We start from the raw sequence: 15,152 nt of genomic DNA, 5'->3' as shown, positions 1-15,152 counted from the left end.
TCTTTGTATTTCGCCGACAACCACCGTGTTTGGTTTGTCTTTTCAATCGAGCCTTGTCCTCCAAAGCTGTATGGCGGGGGGCGCCGAGGTACTCCGCGAGGCCAGAATCAAATGTTTCAAATTTGTCACACCCCCACTCCCCCACCAGGAATGACGCATGTACTGTCTTCAGGGTGCTGGTGAGACATCGTTCCGCCATATCTGGAATAACCGAAAAAGTATCTTTGGGACGTATTTCAGGGCAAAAGGCACTCCGAGGGTGCCCACCGCCGCCGGCTCGCGGCACGGCGAGCGCCCTCCCGAGCGGGGCGACACCGGCCCGAAGCCCGTACCGCCCGGCCCGTGCACACCCCAGCATGTGCCCAAGGTCCCTCCATCCATGACTGTCTCTCGCACTGTCTCCGTGCGCGCTCTGCGGAGCGCGCTGCTGTCCTCCTTGTTCCTCGCCTCGGGCGCCTCCGCGGATGATTCACGCGGGGTGGCCGCCGTCACCACGAACAGCGAGGAGACCCACTTCGGCTACTCGCAGAGCCTGAGCCCCGACCATTGGGCCGAGCTCCCCGGGAACGCGCGCTGCTCAGCGGGTACGACCCAGTCGCCCGTCGCATTGTCGACGGCGACCGCTGACCACCCCCACCTGAATGCTCCCAGCTTCAACTACTTCACCAGCCACGTGCGCATGACCAACACGGGCCACACGGTGGAGTTCACCTACGACGCCGGCAGCACGCTCCGGCTGGGCAACACCGAGTACAAGCTCGCACAGTTCCACTTCCACACCCCCAGCGAGCACACGGAAGACGGCGTGCAGTACCCGCTGGAGCTGCACCTGGTGCACAAGGACGCCAGCGGCAACGCCGCGGTGGTCGTGGGCGTGCTCATCAAGGAGGGCTCGGTGAACGCGGCGCTGTTCAATGCCTTCCTGCACCTGCCCAAGCACGAAGGTGAGCAGAGCGCTCCCACGGGCGCGCTCATCAACGCGAGCGCGCTGCTGCCGCGCAACAAGGCGTTCTTCCAGTACGCGGGCTCGCTCACCACGCCGCCGTGCAGCGAAGGACTCCAGTGGTTCGTGATGACGCACCCCATTGAGATGTCCGACTCGCAGATCGCCGCGTTCCAGCGACTGCCACACCTCAACCCCAACAACCGCCCCGTGCAGCCGCTGAACGGGCGCACCATCGCCATCCACGGCGGCTACTGAGGAGCCCCCAAGCCCTCTCTTCCCTGGCAATGCCATGCGACGCTCCGGACGTCGCGGCGGCGTGGATGTGTGCTGTTGCCGGGGAGCTTCGATGACGCGCGCGGACCTGCCGCGCGCGGCACGAGGTCCCGCGGGCTTGTCGTCTTGAAGCATGACAAGCTCGTGGGAGAGGTGGCCGTGCTCGACCCCAGGTTCAATGCCACGGCCTTCAGCAGCGCGGCGGCGGTGGATGCGTTGACGCAGGAACTCGAGACGCTCCTCCAGGCTCGACTCCGCGCGGCGGTTCAACCTGAACCGGAGGCCTCCGCGATCATCGAAGACCTGCGACAGCTCGGTCATGACCTGTGGAGCTTCGACGCGTCAGACGAGCTGCAGAGCTGGTGCGGCGATTGGACCGCGCCCGCGAACGGGGGGCGGTTGTTCGTGGACTTCACCTACCGCGAGGAGGCGCCGCGCGAGGTCCGCGTCACCTTCAAGCGCGACCTGGGCCCTCCTTCGTCGGACGTGGTGACGTGAACGCATCCCCGAGCGGAAGGGGCTCGCGTGCGCATGAATCCACGCGGAAGCGCGCGGCACGCAAGGCCTGCACCACCACGTGCCCCGCGGGCAGCCTCAGTGAATCTCCGGCGCGCAGCACATGGTCCCGCGCATCGCCTTCAATCGTGAGCCAGACCTCGCCTTCCCCGCAGGTGAACACCCGCGAGGGGCCGCGCAGGCGCATGCCCCACAGCCCGCCCGAGGAAAGGCACACGGCTGGCATCTCCTCCGCCGCCGCTGCGCCCCCCAGCCACGCTCGTACCCAGCGCGGAAAGAGCCATGTGAAACGGTCCACCATCGAAAGCCTCCTCTGATGGACCCAACATGCGCTCCGGAGCGAAACCAGAACAGATGTAGGAAATCACTATTGTGACCAGTACAGTTCAGGGAGGAGTGACTGTGCTGGTCACCGCGACGTCAGGCTGTACCTGGGAAGTGGATGTCCCACGCGCTATCGGATGAAACATCACGGGGGTCCCCATGGCCGCAGGCGCCCATTCCTTGAAGCTCTATGAAAGCGTCGCGGAGCGCTTGAGGGCCGCCATCGCCGCCGGCACGCTGCGCCCTGGCGAGCGGCTGCCGTCCGTGCGGCGGTTGAGTGCCCGGGAGCGGGTCAGCGTCTCCACCGTGCTCCAAGCCTACCTTCACCTGGAATCGCAGGGACTCATCGAGGCGCGGCCCCAATCCGGCCACTACGTCCGCGAACGGGAACGGGAACGCCTCCGGCTCGCCGAGCCCCCGGTGTCCCGCCCGCCGGCCTCCGCGACGCCCGTCACCGTCAGCGATCTGGTGACACAGCTGTACCGGTCCTCGCGAGAGCCACGCATCGTGCAGTTGGGCAGCGCCTGGCCGGCCCCCGAGCTGCTGCCCACGCGGCGTCTGGCCCGGGAGATGGGGCAGCTCGCGAGGGACCGGCAGATGGAGGGCGTGATGTACGACGTCCCCCCCGGCTCCCTCCGGCTTCGCAAGCAGCTGGCGAAGCGCGCGCTGGAGTGGGGCTGCGCGCTGGGCGCCGACGACTTCATCTCCACGTCAGGGGCGGCCGAGGCGGTGCACCTGTGCCTCGTCGCCGCGGCCCGGACCGGCGACACCATCGCCATCGAGTCGCCCACCTACTACGGCACGCTGCTCGCCATCGAGTCGCTGGGGCTCAAGGCCCTGGAGATCCCCAGCCACCCGCGCCATGGCCTGGAGCTGGACGCACTGGAGGCCGCGCTGGAGCGGCGCCGCGTGGCCGCGGTGTTGGTGGTTCCCAGCTTCAGCAACCCGATTGGCAGCTGCATGCCGGAGGAGCGCCGGCGGCGGCTGGTGGAGCTGGTGACGGCGCACGACATCCCGCTCATCGAGGATGACATCTACGGCGACCTGCACTTCGGCCCCGAGCGCCCCCGGCCCTGCAAGGCCTTCGACACCCGGGGGCAGGTGATGCTGTGTGGTTCATTCTCGAAGACCATCGCGCCCGGCTACCGCGTGGGCTACGTGGCGCCCGGCCGCTTCCGGGAGCGCGTGGAGCTGCTCAAGTTCACGCACACCGTGGCGTCCCCCCTGCTACCCCAGGAGGCGGTCGCGTCCTTCCTGGAGAACGGGGGCTATGACAGACACCTGCGCGCCCTGCGCCGCAACCTGGCTTCGCAGGTGGAGCACGCGGCCGGCGCCGTCGCCGAGCACTTCCCGGAAGGCACGCGCGTGGCCCTGCCGTCGGGGGGAATGCTGCTCTGGGTGCAGCTGCCGCCCACGGTGGATGCGCATGTCCTCAACGCGCGGGCGCTGGAGGCCGGAATCAGCATCGCGCCGGGCTCCATCTTCTCCGCGCGGCCGGACTCGTACCGGAACTTCATCCGCCTGAGCTGCGGACAGCCCTGGACGCCGCGCATCGAAGCCGCCATCGCCACCCTGGGCAGCCTCGCGTCAGGACTGGCCGCGGGCGCGTCGCGGCGCTGAGCCCTGGGGAGGGGCGGCTATCCTTCCGGGAACTCGACCACCACCGACCCGACCTTGACGAGCTCGTAGACCTCCACCCGCGTGAGCAGGTTCTTCTTCTGCTGGACGAGCTGGACGCGGAAGTCGACCGACTTGGATTCGTGCTCGAACAGGGCGTAGACGACGTAGAACTGCGCGCTCCGGATCATCGTGTCCGCATCCACCGCGAGCTGCACGTCGTCCTTGTTCAGGCTGCTGTCGACGACGCACTTGAACCCGGCGAGGCGGTGCACGTCCTGGGAGCCCTTGTCGGTCCGGGCCTCGTGCCGGATCTTGATCCGGCCCCCGGTGAACTTGTACCAGAGGCTGCACCCGCTCAGGTCCGAGGTGAAGAAGTACTCGACCTCCTCGTTCGTGAGGTCGACCTCGCCCTCCGTGTAGTCGCCGTTCTTCCAGGGCAGGTGATAGGCATTGGGCTTGGAGGACTCCGTCAGCGTGGCCCCTTCGCGGTCCGGATGGGTGGTGAACGTCGCCTTGAAGAGGCCCGGGGCGGAGCCCGCGACCGAGTCGAGGATGAGCGGCTTCTGCTTCTGCCTTCCGGATGCGTTTCCCATGCGCCTCTTCTCCCCTTCGGTGAGCCCGGGGCCCGGACTCGCGGTCCGCACGATAGACTGCCGCGCCGGAAGATGGCGGTGGGTGTGGACGCCCCCCAGGAGAGGTGAGGAACATGGTGCATCACGGACAGCGCGTCGGTCTCTTCATGGCACTCGCGGTGGCAACGGCCCTGCTGGGGGCTCCCGCGCTCGCGGGGAACACCAACGCCGCGGCGAAGAAGGCGGCGGCGAAGGCCGCGTCCGCGGCGAAGGCGGACGCGGGCGTCGCGGACAGGGACGGCGGCACCGCCGCCACTCCCGAAACAGAAGGCTCGAAGGACGGGACGGCGAAGCAGGGCTCCGGCCACTGTACGGGCAAGGCCACCTTCTGCGCCGTCTTCTCCCAGACCTACTGCAGCAGCCAGCCCGGATGTGCCTACATGTTCGGAGCCAACATGTGCGGCGGCGTCGCCATCAAGTGCGAGACGGCCACCAACGAGGCCTACTGCAAGAAGATCAAAGGCTGCTCCTGGAAGTAGCGGGGGTGCACCCGCCTCGCGGGCGGAGCACCGCTGGGCTCAGCGCTTCCCCTTCACGCCCAGCATCCGCGACGCCAGCTCCGCGTGCAGGTCCGCCAGCGCTTCGGCGTCGAGCGCGGGCGTGGCCTCGAACCAGTACGGCAGACGCAGCCCCATGGCGGAGATCGCCTTGGCGACGACGCCCGCGTGCGGCACCGAGAACACGCCCTGCGTCCGGCCCCGCTCGATGACCGCGAGGAGCAGGGCCGCGGACTGCTCCCGCAACGCCAGGGAGGGCGCCGCCAGCTCCGGCGGCAGCGCGTGGATTTCGTCATTCACCACCACCGCGAGCTGGGGATGGTTCGCGTGAAGCAGCGTGTGGGCCCGGACCAGGGCCCGCAGCTGCTCGACAGGGGCGGCCCCCGCGCCCAGCAGCGCCGTGCGGAGCCCTTCGTGGTGCGCCTCATGGCCCAGGCGCACCAGCTCCGCCAGCACGTGCTCCTTGGAGGGGAAGTGCGCGTAGAGCGCGCTCGGCCGCAGCTCCAGCTCCTTCGCCAGGTCGCGAATGGAGGCGTCGTGGAAGCCCCGGCTCGCGAAGAGCTGGAGCGCGGTTTCCAGGATGCGCCGGCGGGTGCCGTCAGCCGCCGCCGAGGCGGGAAGGACCGCCTTGCGCGCGCGCAGCCGGGAGGGAGGAGAAGACGCCATGGGGAGCACACCTTGAAAAACGAACGGTCGTTCAGATACGGTTGGACCTGCTGGAGCGCCAGCGTAGTCCACTCCTCTTCTGAACAGTCGTTCACTCCACGATGCCCACGTCCACCCTGCCAGACGGCGTCACGCTGCACTTCGAGGCGTCCGGCGAGGGTCCACCCATCCTCCTGCTCCACGGGCTGGGCTCGTCGGGCAGCGACTGGGAGGCCGTGGCGCCCCGGCTGTCCGCGCACCACCGCGTCGTGGTCCCGGACGCGCGAGGGCACGGCCGCAGTGACAAGCCCGCGGGGGCCTATGGCGTGGCGCTCTTCGCCCGCGACATCGCCGCGCTGTGTGACGGGCTGGGGCTGTCCGGGGTGCACGTCGTCGGGCTGTCCATGGGCGGGATGATGGGCTTCCAGCTGGCGGTGGACCGGCCGGACCTGGTGCGCAGCCTGACCGTCATCAACAGCGGGCCGGACATGGTGGCGCGCACCCTGCGCCGGAAGCTCGAGTTCGCGGCGCGGCTGGGAGTGTTGCGGCTGCTGGGGCCCCGGGCGCTGGCGAAGCGGATCGCCCCCAGGCTGTTCCCCAAGCCGGAGCAGGAGGCGCTGCGGCGCCGGGCGGTGGAGTCACTGGGCGCCAACGCGCCGGATGTCTACCTGCGCGCGACGCGGGGGCTGGCCGGTTGGAGCGTCCTCGACAGGCTGAAGGACGTGGCCTGTCCCGTGCTCGTGCTGCACTCCGAACGGGACTACACGCCGCTGTCCGCGAAGCAGGCCTACACCGCCCTGCTCCCGGACGCCTGGCTGCGCGTGCTGACGGATTCCGGGCATGCGGCGCCCGTGGATCAACCCGGACAGGTGGTCGACGCGGTGGAGGGGTTCCTCCGGGAGGTCGAGTCGCCTGGGCGCATGGCGCGTCCTCGCTGAAGCAGGAGGCAGACACATGTCGGTGCTCCGGAAGGTCCGTACCCTCTCACGTGCGGCGGTGGGGTTGTGCGCGCTGTTCGCGGTCCTGGGAGCTGCCCCGGCGCGGGCGGGCGCGTGGGTATACGGCAGCTATTCCAACATCTGGGGCACCCGAGGCTTCCAGCTCTGGGTTCCCACCGGCTACCAACCCGGGGAAGCGCTACCGCTCGTGGTCGGGCTGCATGGCTGTCTTCAGAATCCGGATCAATTCGCCGGCCTCACGCGGCTGAACGCGAAGGCGGACGCGGAGCGCTTCCTGGTGCTGTATCCCAACCAGGCGCTCTACGCGAACGCGACCCAGTGCTGGAACTTCATGTTCTCCTCCAACCAGGAGCGAGGCATTGGCGAGCCATCGCTGGTGGTGGGCATGGTGGACTGGGTGAAGGGCCATTACGCGGTGGACTCGCGCCGCGTCTACGTGGGGGGCGTCTCCGCGGGCGCGGTGATGACCAGCATCCTGATGGCCTGCTATTCGGATGTGTTCACCGCCGGCATGGTGGGCGCGGGCGCCATGTACAAGGCGGCCACCACGGCGTCGGGCAGCCTCTACGCGATGACCTTCGGCAGCATCTATTCGCCGGACGACCGGGGCCATGACGCCTGGGCCTGCTCGGGGAAGCCGCGCCGCAAGGTGCCCGTGCTCGTGGTCCACGGCACCGAGGACGACGTCGTCAATCCCATCAACGGCCAGCAGACCGTGCGCCAGTTCCTCCAGACGAACGACTACGGCGACGACGGCGCGGACAACAACAGCGTGTCGAACTCGCCCGCGCGCGTGACGTCCGGCACCTCGCCAGGAGGCCGCAAGTACACCGTGCGCGACTACGTCTCCGGCGGCGTGCTCCTGGTCCAGCAATACGAAATCCAGGGGATGGGTCACGCGTGGCCCGGCGGTGACAACGCCTTCCCGTTCGCGGACCCCGCCGGGCCCGACGGCACCACCCTCATGTGGGACTTCTTCAAGCAGCACTCCCGCTGAGGCACCGGAGCCAGCGGACGCGAGGGGCCGCCGGCGATGACTCCAGGACTACCCGGCAAGACCTGGACAGCGCATCAGCGCCCGTGCTGAGCTTGGCGCAAAGACACACATCGTCGGCCCCGGGACGCCCAGCCCATGTCCTTCTTCGAAGTGCTCTCACCGGTTCCACGGAAGATCGACATGGGAGGCGACCTCCCACTGCGGTTCACCACGCGCCCGCTGCTCGGCCGGGTGGTGTGGCCGCTGCTCGGGTTCGTGGTGTTCGTCGTGCTGCCTGTCGGCTATGCGCTGGACCAGCGGATGGGCGTCGCGGACCTGCGGGAGGACTGGCTGCTCCCGCTGAGCGTCACCCTGGGTCTTTTCGTATCCGTGACGCACCTCGTGCGCTGCCTGCGGACGCGGCTGGAGGTGGTGGTGACCAACGCCCAGGTGTCCTTGCGCGGCGCCGGGGCCCTGAGCGCCTTCACCTGGGATGAGCCCCTGGCGAGCTACACCCGACTGGACTGCGAGCGCCGCCACCATCCGGACTGGATTGGCGCCCAGGACGAGTACTGCATCGCGATGGCGCACCGGGAGAACCCCGAGCGGAACATCGTCGTGCACTGGGGCCGCGACGCGCGCCGCTTCGAGGACCGGCTCGCGCGCTACGCCCAGCTGCTCCGGCTGCCCATCCGCCGCGAGCAGCGCGCCCTGGCCGAGCAGCCGCGGCGCGCCGCCGCACGGTAGACGCTACGGCCCACGCCACGCGTCGCGGCGGACGACCATCAACAGCGCGGGCCCATCTGGCGTGACGACCCGCGCGACCGGCCGGAACCCGGCCTTCTCGTAGGCGCGGATGGCCCGGGCATTGTCGGGCGACGGGTCGGTCTGCACCTTCGTCACCGCCGGGTCTTCGAACAGCTTCGCGACGAACTGGCCCACCAGCCGGGTGCCCAGGCCCTGCCCCAGCTGCTCCGCGTGCGCGAGGAACTGGTCGATGCCGCGCGCCCCGGGGTCCGTCTCCTCGCGCCACCAGTCCGGGTCCGCGCGCATGACGTCATAGGCCTGGATGAACCCCACCGGCCGGCCGTCGAGCAGCGCGATGTACTGCCAGCTCACGTCCGCCGCGATGTCCACCTCCAGGTCCTGCCGCAGCTCGTCCAGCGTGGGCGGTGCGCCCCACCACTCCGCGACATGGGGCCGCGCGAGCCACTCCGCCAGCATCGGCAGGTCCGCGTGGGTGAGCCGCTGATAGGTGAAACGGGGCTCCGTCGACATGTGGCCCATCACAGCACATCCAGCCCGCGCTTGACGCGTCGGACATTTCCGACGTATTGATTCGAGCCATGAACGACCCGGATGTGTTTTCAGCGCTCTCCAATCCGGTGCGCCGGGAGATCCTGATGCAGCTGCGCAAGGGGCCCCGCGCGGTGAACGACCTGGCGAGCGGCTTCGCGCTGGGGCGTCCCGCCGTCTCCGAACACCTCCAGGTGCTCCGCAAGGCGCGGCTGGTCCGCGAGGAGCCCCGGGGACGCGAGCGCTACTATCACCTGGATCCACGTCCGCTGTCGGAGGTGGGCGACTGGCTCCAGGCCTTCACGCACTACTGGAAGCAGCGGCTTGCCGCGCTCGAGGACGTGCTCGACGAGGAGTCACGCGAATGAGTTCCCCCGCAATCATCCAGTTGGACCAAGTGTATGCCCATCCGCCCGCCGCGGTGTGGAGGGCCCTGACGGACCCGGTGCTCCACGCGAAGTGGTGGGCCGCGGGCGACGTGCGCCCCATCGTGGGCCACCGCTTCACGCTCGACATGGGCGCATGGGGCCAGCAGCCGTGCGAGGTGCTGGAGGTGGAGCCGGAGCGGCTGCTCCGCTACCGCTTCGCGGCGGGCACGCTGGACACGCTCATCACCTGGCGGCTCACGCCGGAGGGCAGCGGGACGCGGCTCACCCTCACGCACGAGGGCTTCAACCTGGACTCGCCCATGGGCCGGCAGGCCTTCGAAGGAATGAAGAAGGGCTGGCCCGGGGTGCTGGAGCGACTGGGCCCCGCGCTGGGGGCCTGAGCGCGGACCGCGAGTGCGGGAGCCCGCTCGCCAGCCCCCCCGCTGACGCGACCCGTGGACGAGGGGGGCCATCGCGGGTACAAGGCCGCCGGTATGGAGGCCGTTCCCGTGAAGAAGCCCACCCTCGTCACTGAAATCTCGAAGGAGTTCACCTTCGAGGCCGCCCACCGCCTGCCCCACGTTCCTGAAGGGCACAAGTGCTCGCGGGTGCACGGCCACAGCTATCGCATCGAGCTCACCCTCCGTGGCCCGGTGCATCCCCAGTTCGGGTGGATCGTCGACTTCGCGGAGCTCAACGCCGCGTGGCAGCCGTTCCACGCCCAGCTGGACCACCGGCTGCTCAACGACGTGCCCGGCCTGGAGAACCCCACCAGCGAGCTGCTGGCCGCGTGGCTCTTCGAGCGCGTGAAGGTCCCCGGCGCCCAGGTGGCGCGCGTCCGCGTGGCGGAGACCTGCACGTCGTCGTGCACCGTCTACGCCGCGGAGGACTGACGCGCCCTCAGCGCTCCACCTGTCCCAGATTGGCGTGGAGGACCGCGCCATTCAGGACGGGGGTGGTGGCGCAGGTGTAGAGGACGTCCGCGATCTCGGCGGGTTCGATGAGCCGGCCGAACGTCGTCATCCCCGCCACGCTTGCGCGGACGGCCGTATCCCCGCCGATGTGCTCGCGGAGCATCTCCGTGTCGGTGAAGCCCGGACAGACGCAGGCGGTGTGCACGCGCGTCCCCGCCAGGTCCTGGCAGGTGGCGCGCATCATGCCGACGAGCGCGTGCTTGGTCGTCACGTAGGACGCCACGCCCTTCACGCCCTTCTCCGCCAGCGTGGAGCCCACGTAGAGGATGGACGAGCCGTCCGTCAGCCGGGGCCGCGCCAGGCGGTTGAGCACCAGCGGGGCGACGACGTTGACCTCCAGCACGCGGCGCAGGTGGTCCGCGTCCATGCTCAGCGCGTCGTCGTGCTCGTAGAGGGCGGCGTTGTGCACCAGGCACAGGCGGCCGCCGGAGGGGCCTTCGCGCAGCGCCGCTTCGACCGCGCCCTCCCAGCCCGGCACGGAGAGGTCCACCCGCACGTTGACGACGTCCGGCACGGTGCACGGGCCACGCGACACGTTCACCACGCGCCAGCCCTCCTTGCGGAAGCGCTCCGCCGCGGCCCGTCCGATGCCCCGGCTGGCGCCGGTGATGAGGAGCTGGTCAGACATCCCGCGTCCACTCCCAGGAGGCCCACTGTCCGGGCCCTGAAGCGCACTTCACCAGCAGGTGCGTCACATGGTCGCGCGCCATCCCGCCGCCATCCCCCACCAGCGCCTCGCCGAAGACGCGCGCCAGCTCCTCCAGCGACACGTTGGCCACGGGCAACACCGTCACGTCGCGGGCGAGGAAGCGCAGCTGCTCGCCGTTGAAGTGCGCCACGTAATCGCCCTTCGCGTCGCGCTCCAGCCGCAGGTGCGGGGAGCGGCCAGGCAGGAAGAAGGTCTCGTTCCAGGCCTTGCAGCGGGCGATCACCGCCTGCTTGAGCGGACCGTAGTCCGAGAGCAGACCGTCGTCGGACACCTCCCCCGTCAGGGCGACGTAGACGGAGAAGTTGTGCCCATGCAGGTTCTCGCGGTGCGTGGCGGAGAAGATGGTGAAGTGCCCCGCGGAGAACTTCATCTCTTCCTTGTGCAACTCAAGGGTCGTGGTGCGCGCCATGGGATGGCCCAGGGCTTAGCACCAAGGGCCGAGGCCGGACTAGAAGAGGAAGTCCGTGGTGAGGAAATCGGACTCACGCCGGGTCAGGATGGATTGGACCAGGGACGTGTTGGCCGGCGTCGTCTTCGTCGCCACCAGCGTGCGGATGGAGAACACCCGAAGCGCGTCCGCGACCGACAGGGTGCCCTCCGCGGAGTCCTTGCGGCCGTTGAACGGGAACGTGTCCGGGCCACGCTGGCACTGGCAGTTCAGGTTGATGCGGCCCACCTGGTTGGAGAACGCGTCGATGAACCGGCCGATGCGCGCCGGGTCGTTCCCGAACAGGCTCAGCTGCTGGCCGAACTGCGACTCCACCACCAGCCGGACGGCCTCCGCGTCGTCGTCGAACACCCGCACCGGAATCACCGGCCCGAACTGCTCCTCGTGCGCCAGCCGCATGCCGTCCGTCACCGGGTACACCACGGTGGGTGAATAGAACGACCGGGCCGCCTGACCGCCCGTCTGGTTCACCACGCGGGCCCCCTTCGCCAGCGCGTCGTCCACCAGCCCCTGGAGGTACGCCGCCTTGCCCGGCTCCGGCAGCGGCGTGATGGCGACGCCCGGGTCCCACGGCATGCCGGGCTTGAGCGCGTCCACCGCGGCGGTGAACTTCGCGAGGAACGCGTCCACGATGTTGCGGTGCACCACCAGCAGCTTGAGCGCCGTGCACCGCTGGCCGTTGAAGGACAGCGTGCCGGTGATGCACTCCTTCACGGCGTTCTCCAGGTCCGCGTCCTCCAGGATGATGGCCGGGTTCTTCGCGTCCAGCCCCAGCACCGACTTCAGGCGGTGTGGCCGGGGGTGCATCCGCTTCAGCTCGCTGGCGCCCTTGTTGGTGCCGATGAAGGCGAACAGGTCCACCTGGCCGCTCTCCATCAGCGCGCCCACCGTCTCCCGGCCGCGGCCGTAGATGATGTTGATGACGCCCGGTGGGAAGCAGTCGCGGAACGCCTCCAGGAGGGGGCTCACCAGCAGCACGCCGAACTTCGCCGGCTTGAACACCACCGTGTTGCCCATCAGCAGCGCGGGGAAGAGCGTGCTGAAGGTCTCGTTGAGCGGGTAGTTGTACGGACCCATGCACAGGGCCACGCCCACGGGCGCCCGGCGGATCTGCGCCATGATGCCCTGGTCCTGGACGAACCGGGACGAGGTGCGATCCAACTCCTTCAGCGCGCGGACGGTCTCCACGATGAGGTCGACGGTGCGGTCGAACTCCTTCTCCGAGTCCGGCTGCGTCTTGCCAATCTCCCACATCAGCAGGTTCACCACCGCCGTGCGCTGGGCGCGCATCGCGGTGAGGAAGCGCTCCACGTGCTCGATGCGCTCGGCGACCTTCAGGGTGGGCCACACGCCCCCGCCCGAGTCGTAGGCCTTCACCGCCGCCGCCAGGGCGTCCAGGGATTCGCGCGAGGTGAGCAGCGGGGTCGCCCCCATCACCTTCTGCTGGAGCCCCTCCGGAGTCCGGACGAACACGGGGCTCAGCACGGGGTTGAGTTCACCCGCCCAGGTGCGCAGTTCTCCCCCCACCAGGTACTCGCGCTGCTCCAGATACGCGGGGAGTCGCACACCGGGGGGAATCTGCTCTTCTGCGGGAAAGAGCCTCTCGAGTGCCGTCATGGGCGCCCTTTCTAACGAAGCCGTCCTCGACCGGCACGGTTTCCCGTCATGATGAAATCATGATGAGGAGACAAGGCTCCCATGCGCTTCGATGCGGGGCGCATCCGGATGATGTCCCCACCCTGATGCCTCAGAGGTGGCCCATGACGAAGCGCGTCCTGCGATGTTCCCTGTCCCTGCTCCTGCTGCTGTTCGCCATGCCCGCGCTGGCCGGGCCCGACACCGTCACCCTTGGGAACAGCGTCATCACCGGCACGGTCATCGACGCCACCACCAAGAGGCCCCTCGCCAGCGTGGTCATCACCGTGACCTCGACAGCCCTGACGGAGGAGCAGACAGCGGTCACGGACTCGCTGGGCTACTACCACGTCCCCGGACTCCCCATGGGGGCCTTCATCCTGCGCTTCGAGAAGGAGGGCTACAAGCCGCACACGCGCTCGGAGGTCTCGCTGGTCATGAACCACACCGTCTGGGTGAACGTGGGGCTGCTCCCGGTTGGCGTCTCGAAAGGGATGGAGGCCTCGGCGTCCGCGCCCACCATCGACGTGGGCGCCTCGAACATGAACGCGAACGTCGACCAGGAGCTCATCAAGCGCATCGCGGCGGCGCGGCCCGCCGAGGAGAAGGTCGAGTCCGGCTACGTCTTGGACGGCCTGAGCACGCGTGACCCCGGATTCGGAGTCAATCCCAGCACAGCCCCACCCGGCGCCCCTTACGCCGTGAGCAGCCGGAGCAACAGCTCCGAATCCCTGGCCGGGGGCGCCGCGAGCAGCAACAGCGACCGGCAACGTGCACCGTCCTGGGCCCTGCCGTACATGCACATCTTCATCGCGGACGGCACGCCGCAGACGACGTACCGCTCCCCCGAGACCCCGCCGCCCGAGCTCGCGTCGGAGCGCACCGTGGCCCCGAAGGGCCCGCCCTCCTTCGACATGTACTTCAAGGGCTACGGGGTGAACCCCACGGTGGACACCGAGGAGGAGCGCTTCTCCACCTTCTCCGTGGACACGGACACCGCCTCGTATTCGCTGACGCGCGCCTACCTGGAGCGGGGGGCGCTCCCGGACGAGCAGGCCGTGCGCGTGGAGGAGTTCGTCAACACCTTCGACTACGGCTACACCAGCGCGAAGGACGCGCCCCTCAGCGTGAACGTGGAGGGCTTCCCCTCCCCCGCGCGCAAGGGCTTCCAGGTGGTGCAAATCGGCGTGAAGGCCCGGAACGTGAGCCGTGCCCAGCGCAAACCCAGCCACCTGGTCTTCGTCATCGACGTGTCCAGCTCCATGGACCTGGAGAGCCGGCTGGGCTTGGTGAAGCGCTCCCTGCGGCTGCTGGTGGATGCGCTGGATGAGCGGGACCGGGTGTCGCTCGTGGTGTACGGCAGCGAGGCACGCCAGGTGCTGCCGCCCACCAGCGCCACTCAGAAGGCGCTCATCCTCACCGCCATCGACACGCTCCAGCCGGAGGGCTCCACCCACGCGCAGGCCGGCCTGGAGCTGGGCTACGCGCTGGCGGCGAAACACCTGCTGGAGGGAGGCATCAACCGCGTCATCCTCTGCTCGGACGGCGTGGCCAACAACGGCATCACGCAGGCGGACGGCATCTGGGAGCGCGTGAAGGAGCGCGCGGCGGCGGGCATCACCCTGTCCGCGGTGGGCTTCGGCATGGGCAACTACAACGACGTGCTGATGGAGCGGCTGGCCCAGGTGGGTGAAGGCAACTACGCCTATGTGGACAGGCTGGAGGAGGCCCGCCGCATCTTCGTGCAGAACCTCACCGGCACGCTCCAGGTGGTGGCCAAGGACGTGAAGCTCCAGGTGGAGTTCGACCGCAAGGCCGTGTCCCGCTACCGCCTCATCGGCTACGAGAACCGGATGCTCACCCGGCAGCAGTTCAACGACGACCGCGTGGACGCGGGCGAGGTGGGCGCCGGCCATGCCGTCACCGCCCTCTACGAAGTGAAGCTGCGCGACCCCGCCCAGCCGTCCCTCGGCACGCTGCGCATCCGCTACAAGGCCCCCGAGGGCGGCGGCTCCAAGCTCATCGAGAAGGCGCTGCTCGCATCCCTCCTGCGCCCGGCCTATGCGCAGGCCGCGCCCCCCACCCGCTTGTCCTATGTCGCGGCGGCCTTCGCGGAGAAGCTGCGCGGCTCCTACTGGGCGCGGCCCCTCACCTACGACGCGCTCGTGTCGCTGTGGGAGGAGCTGGGCCCGCCGCTGAAGGCCCGGCAGGACGTGGCGGAGCTGGGCGAGCTCATCCGCCAGGCCCGGACGCTGGACCGCCGTGAGGACCGCTTCGAGTCCATCTCGCCCGTGCGCACCATGGACGCCGACCGCGTCCCGAACCTCAAGTAAG

Annotated in this window: 18 protein-coding genes; 11 read left to right on the top strand and 7 right to left on the bottom strand. The window is 69.2% G+C overall.

All coding sequences use genetic code 11. The annotated features are described in order from the left end of the window. Positions 1–379: 379 nt before the first annotated feature. Together FOF48_RS02380 and FOF48_RS02375 are read left to right on the top strand one after the other, a co-directional pair. Positions 380–1,201, top strand: coding sequence for a carbonic anhydrase (locus tag FOF48_RS02380; protein WP_143898312.1), 822 nt, complete (start codon positions 380–382; stop codon positions 1,199–1,201). A 144-nt stretch (positions 1,202–1,345) separates the two neighbouring features. After that, positions 1,346–1,717 carry a hypothetical protein gene (locus FOF48_RS02375; RefSeq protein WP_143898310.1) on the top strand — a complete coding sequence of 124 codons (372 nt, stop codon included), beginning with the start codon at positions 1,346–1,348 and terminating at the stop codon, positions 1,715–1,717. On the opposite strand, the gene FOF48_RS02370 is transcribed toward FOF48_RS02375, so the two are convergent. Further along, positions 1,674–1,961, bottom strand: coding sequence for a DUF2917 domain-containing protein (locus FOF48_RS02370; RefSeq protein ID WP_143899083.1), 288 nt, complete (start codon positions 1,959–1,961; stop codon positions 1,674–1,676). The genes FOF48_RS02375 and FOF48_RS02370 overlap by 44 nt on opposite strands. A 257-nt stretch (positions 1,962–2,218) precedes the next feature. On the opposite strand from FOF48_RS02370, the gene FOF48_RS02365 reads away from it, so the two are divergent. Further along, positions 2,219–3,679, top strand: a complete 1,461-nt coding sequence (locus FOF48_RS02365) for a PLP-dependent aminotransferase family protein (RefSeq protein WP_143898307.1) — start codon at positions 2,219–2,221, stop codon at positions 3,677–3,679. Between the two features lie 17 nt (positions 3,680–3,696). Here the strand turns inward: FOF48_RS02365 and FOF48_RS02360 are convergent, their stop codons facing one another. Further along, a complete protein-coding gene (locus FOF48_RS02360) occupies positions 3,697–4,272 on the bottom strand; it encodes a hypothetical protein (RefSeq protein ID WP_143898305.1) in 576 nt (191 codons plus the stop codon). Positions 4,273–4,385: 113 nt separating this feature from the next. Between FOF48_RS02360 and FOF48_RS02355 the strand changes: the two genes are divergently transcribed. Next, the gene (locus tag FOF48_RS02355) at positions 4,386–4,790 is read left to right on the top strand and encodes a hypothetical protein (protein WP_143898303.1); all 405 of its coding nucleotides are present in this window, start codon (positions 4,386–4,388) and stop codon (positions 4,788–4,790) included. A 39-nt stretch (positions 4,791–4,829) separates the two neighbouring features. On the opposite strand, the gene FOF48_RS02350 is transcribed toward FOF48_RS02355, so the two are convergent. Continuing rightward, the gene (locus tag FOF48_RS02350) at positions 4,830–5,474 is read right to left on the bottom strand and encodes a TetR/AcrR family transcriptional regulator (RefSeq protein WP_143898301.1); all 645 of its coding nucleotides are present in this window, start codon (positions 5,472–5,474) and stop codon (positions 4,830–4,832) included. Between the two features lie 101 nt (positions 5,475–5,575). On the opposite strand from FOF48_RS02350, the gene FOF48_RS02345 reads away from it, so the two are divergent. The 3 genes from FOF48_RS02345 (at position 5,576) to FOF48_RS02335 (ending at position 8,135) form a co-directional block, all read left to right on the top strand. Further along, on the top strand, positions 5,576–6,391 hold the full coding sequence (locus tag FOF48_RS02345) for an alpha/beta fold hydrolase (RefSeq protein ID WP_143898299.1): 816 nt from the start codon (positions 5,576–5,578) through the stop codon (positions 6,389–6,391). 16 nt (positions 6,392–6,407) lie between these two features. After that, complete coding sequence (locus FOF48_RS02340) at positions 6,408–7,409, top strand: PHB depolymerase family esterase (RefSeq protein WP_143898297.1); 1,002 nt, start codon at positions 6,408–6,410, stop codon at positions 7,407–7,409. A 135-nt stretch (positions 7,410–7,544) separates the two neighbouring features. Further along, complete coding sequence (locus tag FOF48_RS02335; RefSeq protein ID WP_143898295.1) at positions 7,545–8,135, top strand: hypothetical protein; 591 nt, start codon at positions 7,545–7,547, stop codon at positions 8,133–8,135. A 3-nt stretch (positions 8,136–8,138) separates the two neighbouring features. Here FOF48_RS02335 and FOF48_RS02330 read toward each other — a convergent pair whose 3' ends face one another. Next, positions 8,139–8,666: a GNAT family N-acetyltransferase gene (locus tag FOF48_RS02330; protein ID WP_143898293.1), complete on the bottom strand. Its 528-nt coding sequence runs from the start codon at positions 8,664–8,666 to the stop codon at positions 8,139–8,141. Between the two features lie 68 nt (positions 8,667–8,734). On the opposite strand from FOF48_RS02330, the gene FOF48_RS02325 reads away from it, so the two are divergent. From FOF48_RS02325 to queD, 3 genes are all read left to right on the top strand, one after another. Then, positions 8,735–9,052 carry a helix-turn-helix transcriptional regulator gene (locus FOF48_RS02325; RefSeq protein WP_143898291.1) on the top strand — a complete coding sequence of 106 codons (318 nt, stop codon included), beginning with the start codon at positions 8,735–8,737 and terminating at the stop codon, positions 9,050–9,052. After that, positions 9,049–9,453, top strand: coding sequence for an SRPBCC domain-containing protein (locus tag FOF48_RS02320; RefSeq protein ID WP_143898289.1), 405 nt, complete (start codon positions 9,049–9,051; stop codon positions 9,451–9,453). The genes FOF48_RS02325 and FOF48_RS02320 overlap by 4 nt, the downstream gene beginning before the upstream one ends. A 93-nt stretch (positions 9,454–9,546) precedes the next feature. Next, on the top strand, positions 9,547–9,945 hold the full coding sequence (gene queD / locus FOF48_RS02315; RefSeq protein ID WP_143898287.1) for a 6-carboxytetrahydropterin synthase QueD: 399 nt from the start codon (positions 9,547–9,549) through the stop codon (positions 9,943–9,945). Between the two features lie 7 nt (positions 9,946–9,952). Here queD and FOF48_RS02310 read toward each other — a convergent pair whose 3' ends face one another. From FOF48_RS02310 to FOF48_RS02300, 3 genes are read right to left on the bottom strand one after another with little or no spacing between them, the layout of a single operon-like run. Then, positions 9,953–10,654, bottom strand: coding sequence for an SDR family NAD(P)-dependent oxidoreductase (locus tag FOF48_RS02310; protein WP_143898285.1), 702 nt, complete (start codon positions 10,652–10,654; stop codon positions 9,953–9,955). Beyond that, positions 10,647–11,144, bottom strand: a complete 498-nt coding sequence (locus FOF48_RS02305) for a 6-carboxytetrahydropterin synthase (protein ID WP_143898283.1) — start codon at positions 11,142–11,144, stop codon at positions 10,647–10,649. Before FOF48_RS02305 ends, FOF48_RS02310 begins: the two co-directional genes overlap by 8 nt. Positions 11,145–11,183: 39 nt before the next feature. Then, positions 11,184–12,800, bottom strand: a complete 1,617-nt coding sequence (locus tag FOF48_RS02300; protein ID WP_143898281.1) for an NADP-dependent glyceraldehyde-3-phosphate dehydrogenase — start codon at positions 12,798–12,800, stop codon at positions 11,184–11,186. Between the two features lie 143 nt (positions 12,801–12,943). Between FOF48_RS02300 and FOF48_RS02295 the strand changes: the two genes are divergently transcribed. Next, on the top strand, positions 12,944–15,151 hold the full coding sequence (locus tag FOF48_RS02295) for a von Willebrand factor type A domain-containing protein (RefSeq protein WP_143898279.1): 2,208 nt from the start codon (positions 12,944–12,946) through the stop codon (positions 15,149–15,151). Position 15,152 lies beyond the last annotated feature (1 nt).

The sequence above is a fragment of the Corallococcus sp. Z5C101001 genome (genome assembly GCF_007352635.1).
In the GTDB taxonomy this organism is placed as follows: Bacteria; Myxococcota; Myxococcia; order Myxococcales; family Myxococcaceae; genus Corallococcus; species Corallococcus silvisoli.
This window is presented reverse-complemented; position numbering and strand designations above follow the sequence as displayed.

Bases quoted from the DNA above. Each gene is read 5' to 3' on its own strand.
- FOF48_RS02360 (WP_143898305.1), bottom strand. From the start codon at position 4,272: ATGGGAAACGCATCCGGAAGGCAGAAGCAGAAGCCGCTCATCCTCGAC.
- FOF48_RS02355 (WP_143898303.1), top strand. From the start codon at position 4,386: ATGGTGCATCACGGACAGCGCGTCGGTCTCTTCATGGCACTCGCGGTG.
- FOF48_RS02320 (WP_143898289.1), top strand. From the start codon at position 9,049: ATGAGTTCCCCCGCAATCATCCAGTTGGACCAAGTGTATGCCCATCCG.
- FOF48_RS02335 (WP_143898295.1), top strand. From the start codon at position 7,545: ATGTCCTTCTTCGAAGTGCTCTCACCGGTTCCACGGAAGATCGACATG.
- FOF48_RS02365 (WP_143898307.1), top strand. From the start codon at position 2,219: ATGGCCGCAGGCGCCCATTCCTTGAAGCTCTATGAAAGCGTCGCGGAG.
- FOF48_RS02325 (WP_143898291.1), top strand. From the start codon at position 8,735: ATGAACGACCCGGATGTGTTTTCAGCGCTCTCCAATCCGGTGCGCCGG.
- queD (WP_143898287.1), top strand. From the start codon at position 9,547: ATGGAGGCCGTTCCCGTGAAGAAGCCCACCCTCGTCACTGAAATCTCG.
- FOF48_RS02300 (WP_143898281.1), bottom strand. From the start codon at position 12,800: ATGACGGCACTCGAGAGGCTCTTTCCCGCAGAAGAGCAGATTCCCCCC.
- FOF48_RS02305 (WP_143898283.1), bottom strand. From the start codon at position 11,144: ATGGCGCGCACCACGACCCTTGAGTTGCACAAGGAAGAGATGAAGTTC.
- FOF48_RS02380 (WP_143898312.1), top strand. From the start codon at position 380: ATGACTGTCTCTCGCACTGTCTCCGTGCGCGCTCTGCGGAGCGCGCTG.
- FOF48_RS02350 (WP_143898301.1), bottom strand. From the start codon at position 5,474: ATGGCGTCTTCTCCTCCCTCCCGGCTGCGCGCGCGCAAGGCGGTCCTT.
- FOF48_RS02330 (WP_143898293.1), bottom strand. From the start codon at position 8,666: ATGTCGACGGAGCCCCGTTTCACCTATCAGCGGCTCACCCACGCGGAC.
- FOF48_RS02310 (WP_143898285.1), bottom strand. From the start codon at position 10,654: ATGTCTGACCAGCTCCTCATCACCGGCGCCAGCCGGGGCATCGGACGG.
- FOF48_RS02340 (WP_143898297.1), top strand. From the start codon at position 6,408: ATGTCGGTGCTCCGGAAGGTCCGTACCCTCTCACGTGCGGCGGTGGGG.
- FOF48_RS02345 (WP_143898299.1), top strand. From the start codon at position 5,576: ATGCCCACGTCCACCCTGCCAGACGGCGTCACGCTGCACTTCGAGGCG.
- FOF48_RS02370 (WP_143899083.1), bottom strand. From the start codon at position 1,961: ATGCCAGCCGTGTGCCTTTCCTCGGGCGGGCTGTGGGGCATGCGCCTG.
- FOF48_RS02295 (WP_143898279.1), top strand. From the start codon at position 12,944: ATGACGAAGCGCGTCCTGCGATGTTCCCTGTCCCTGCTCCTGCTGCTG.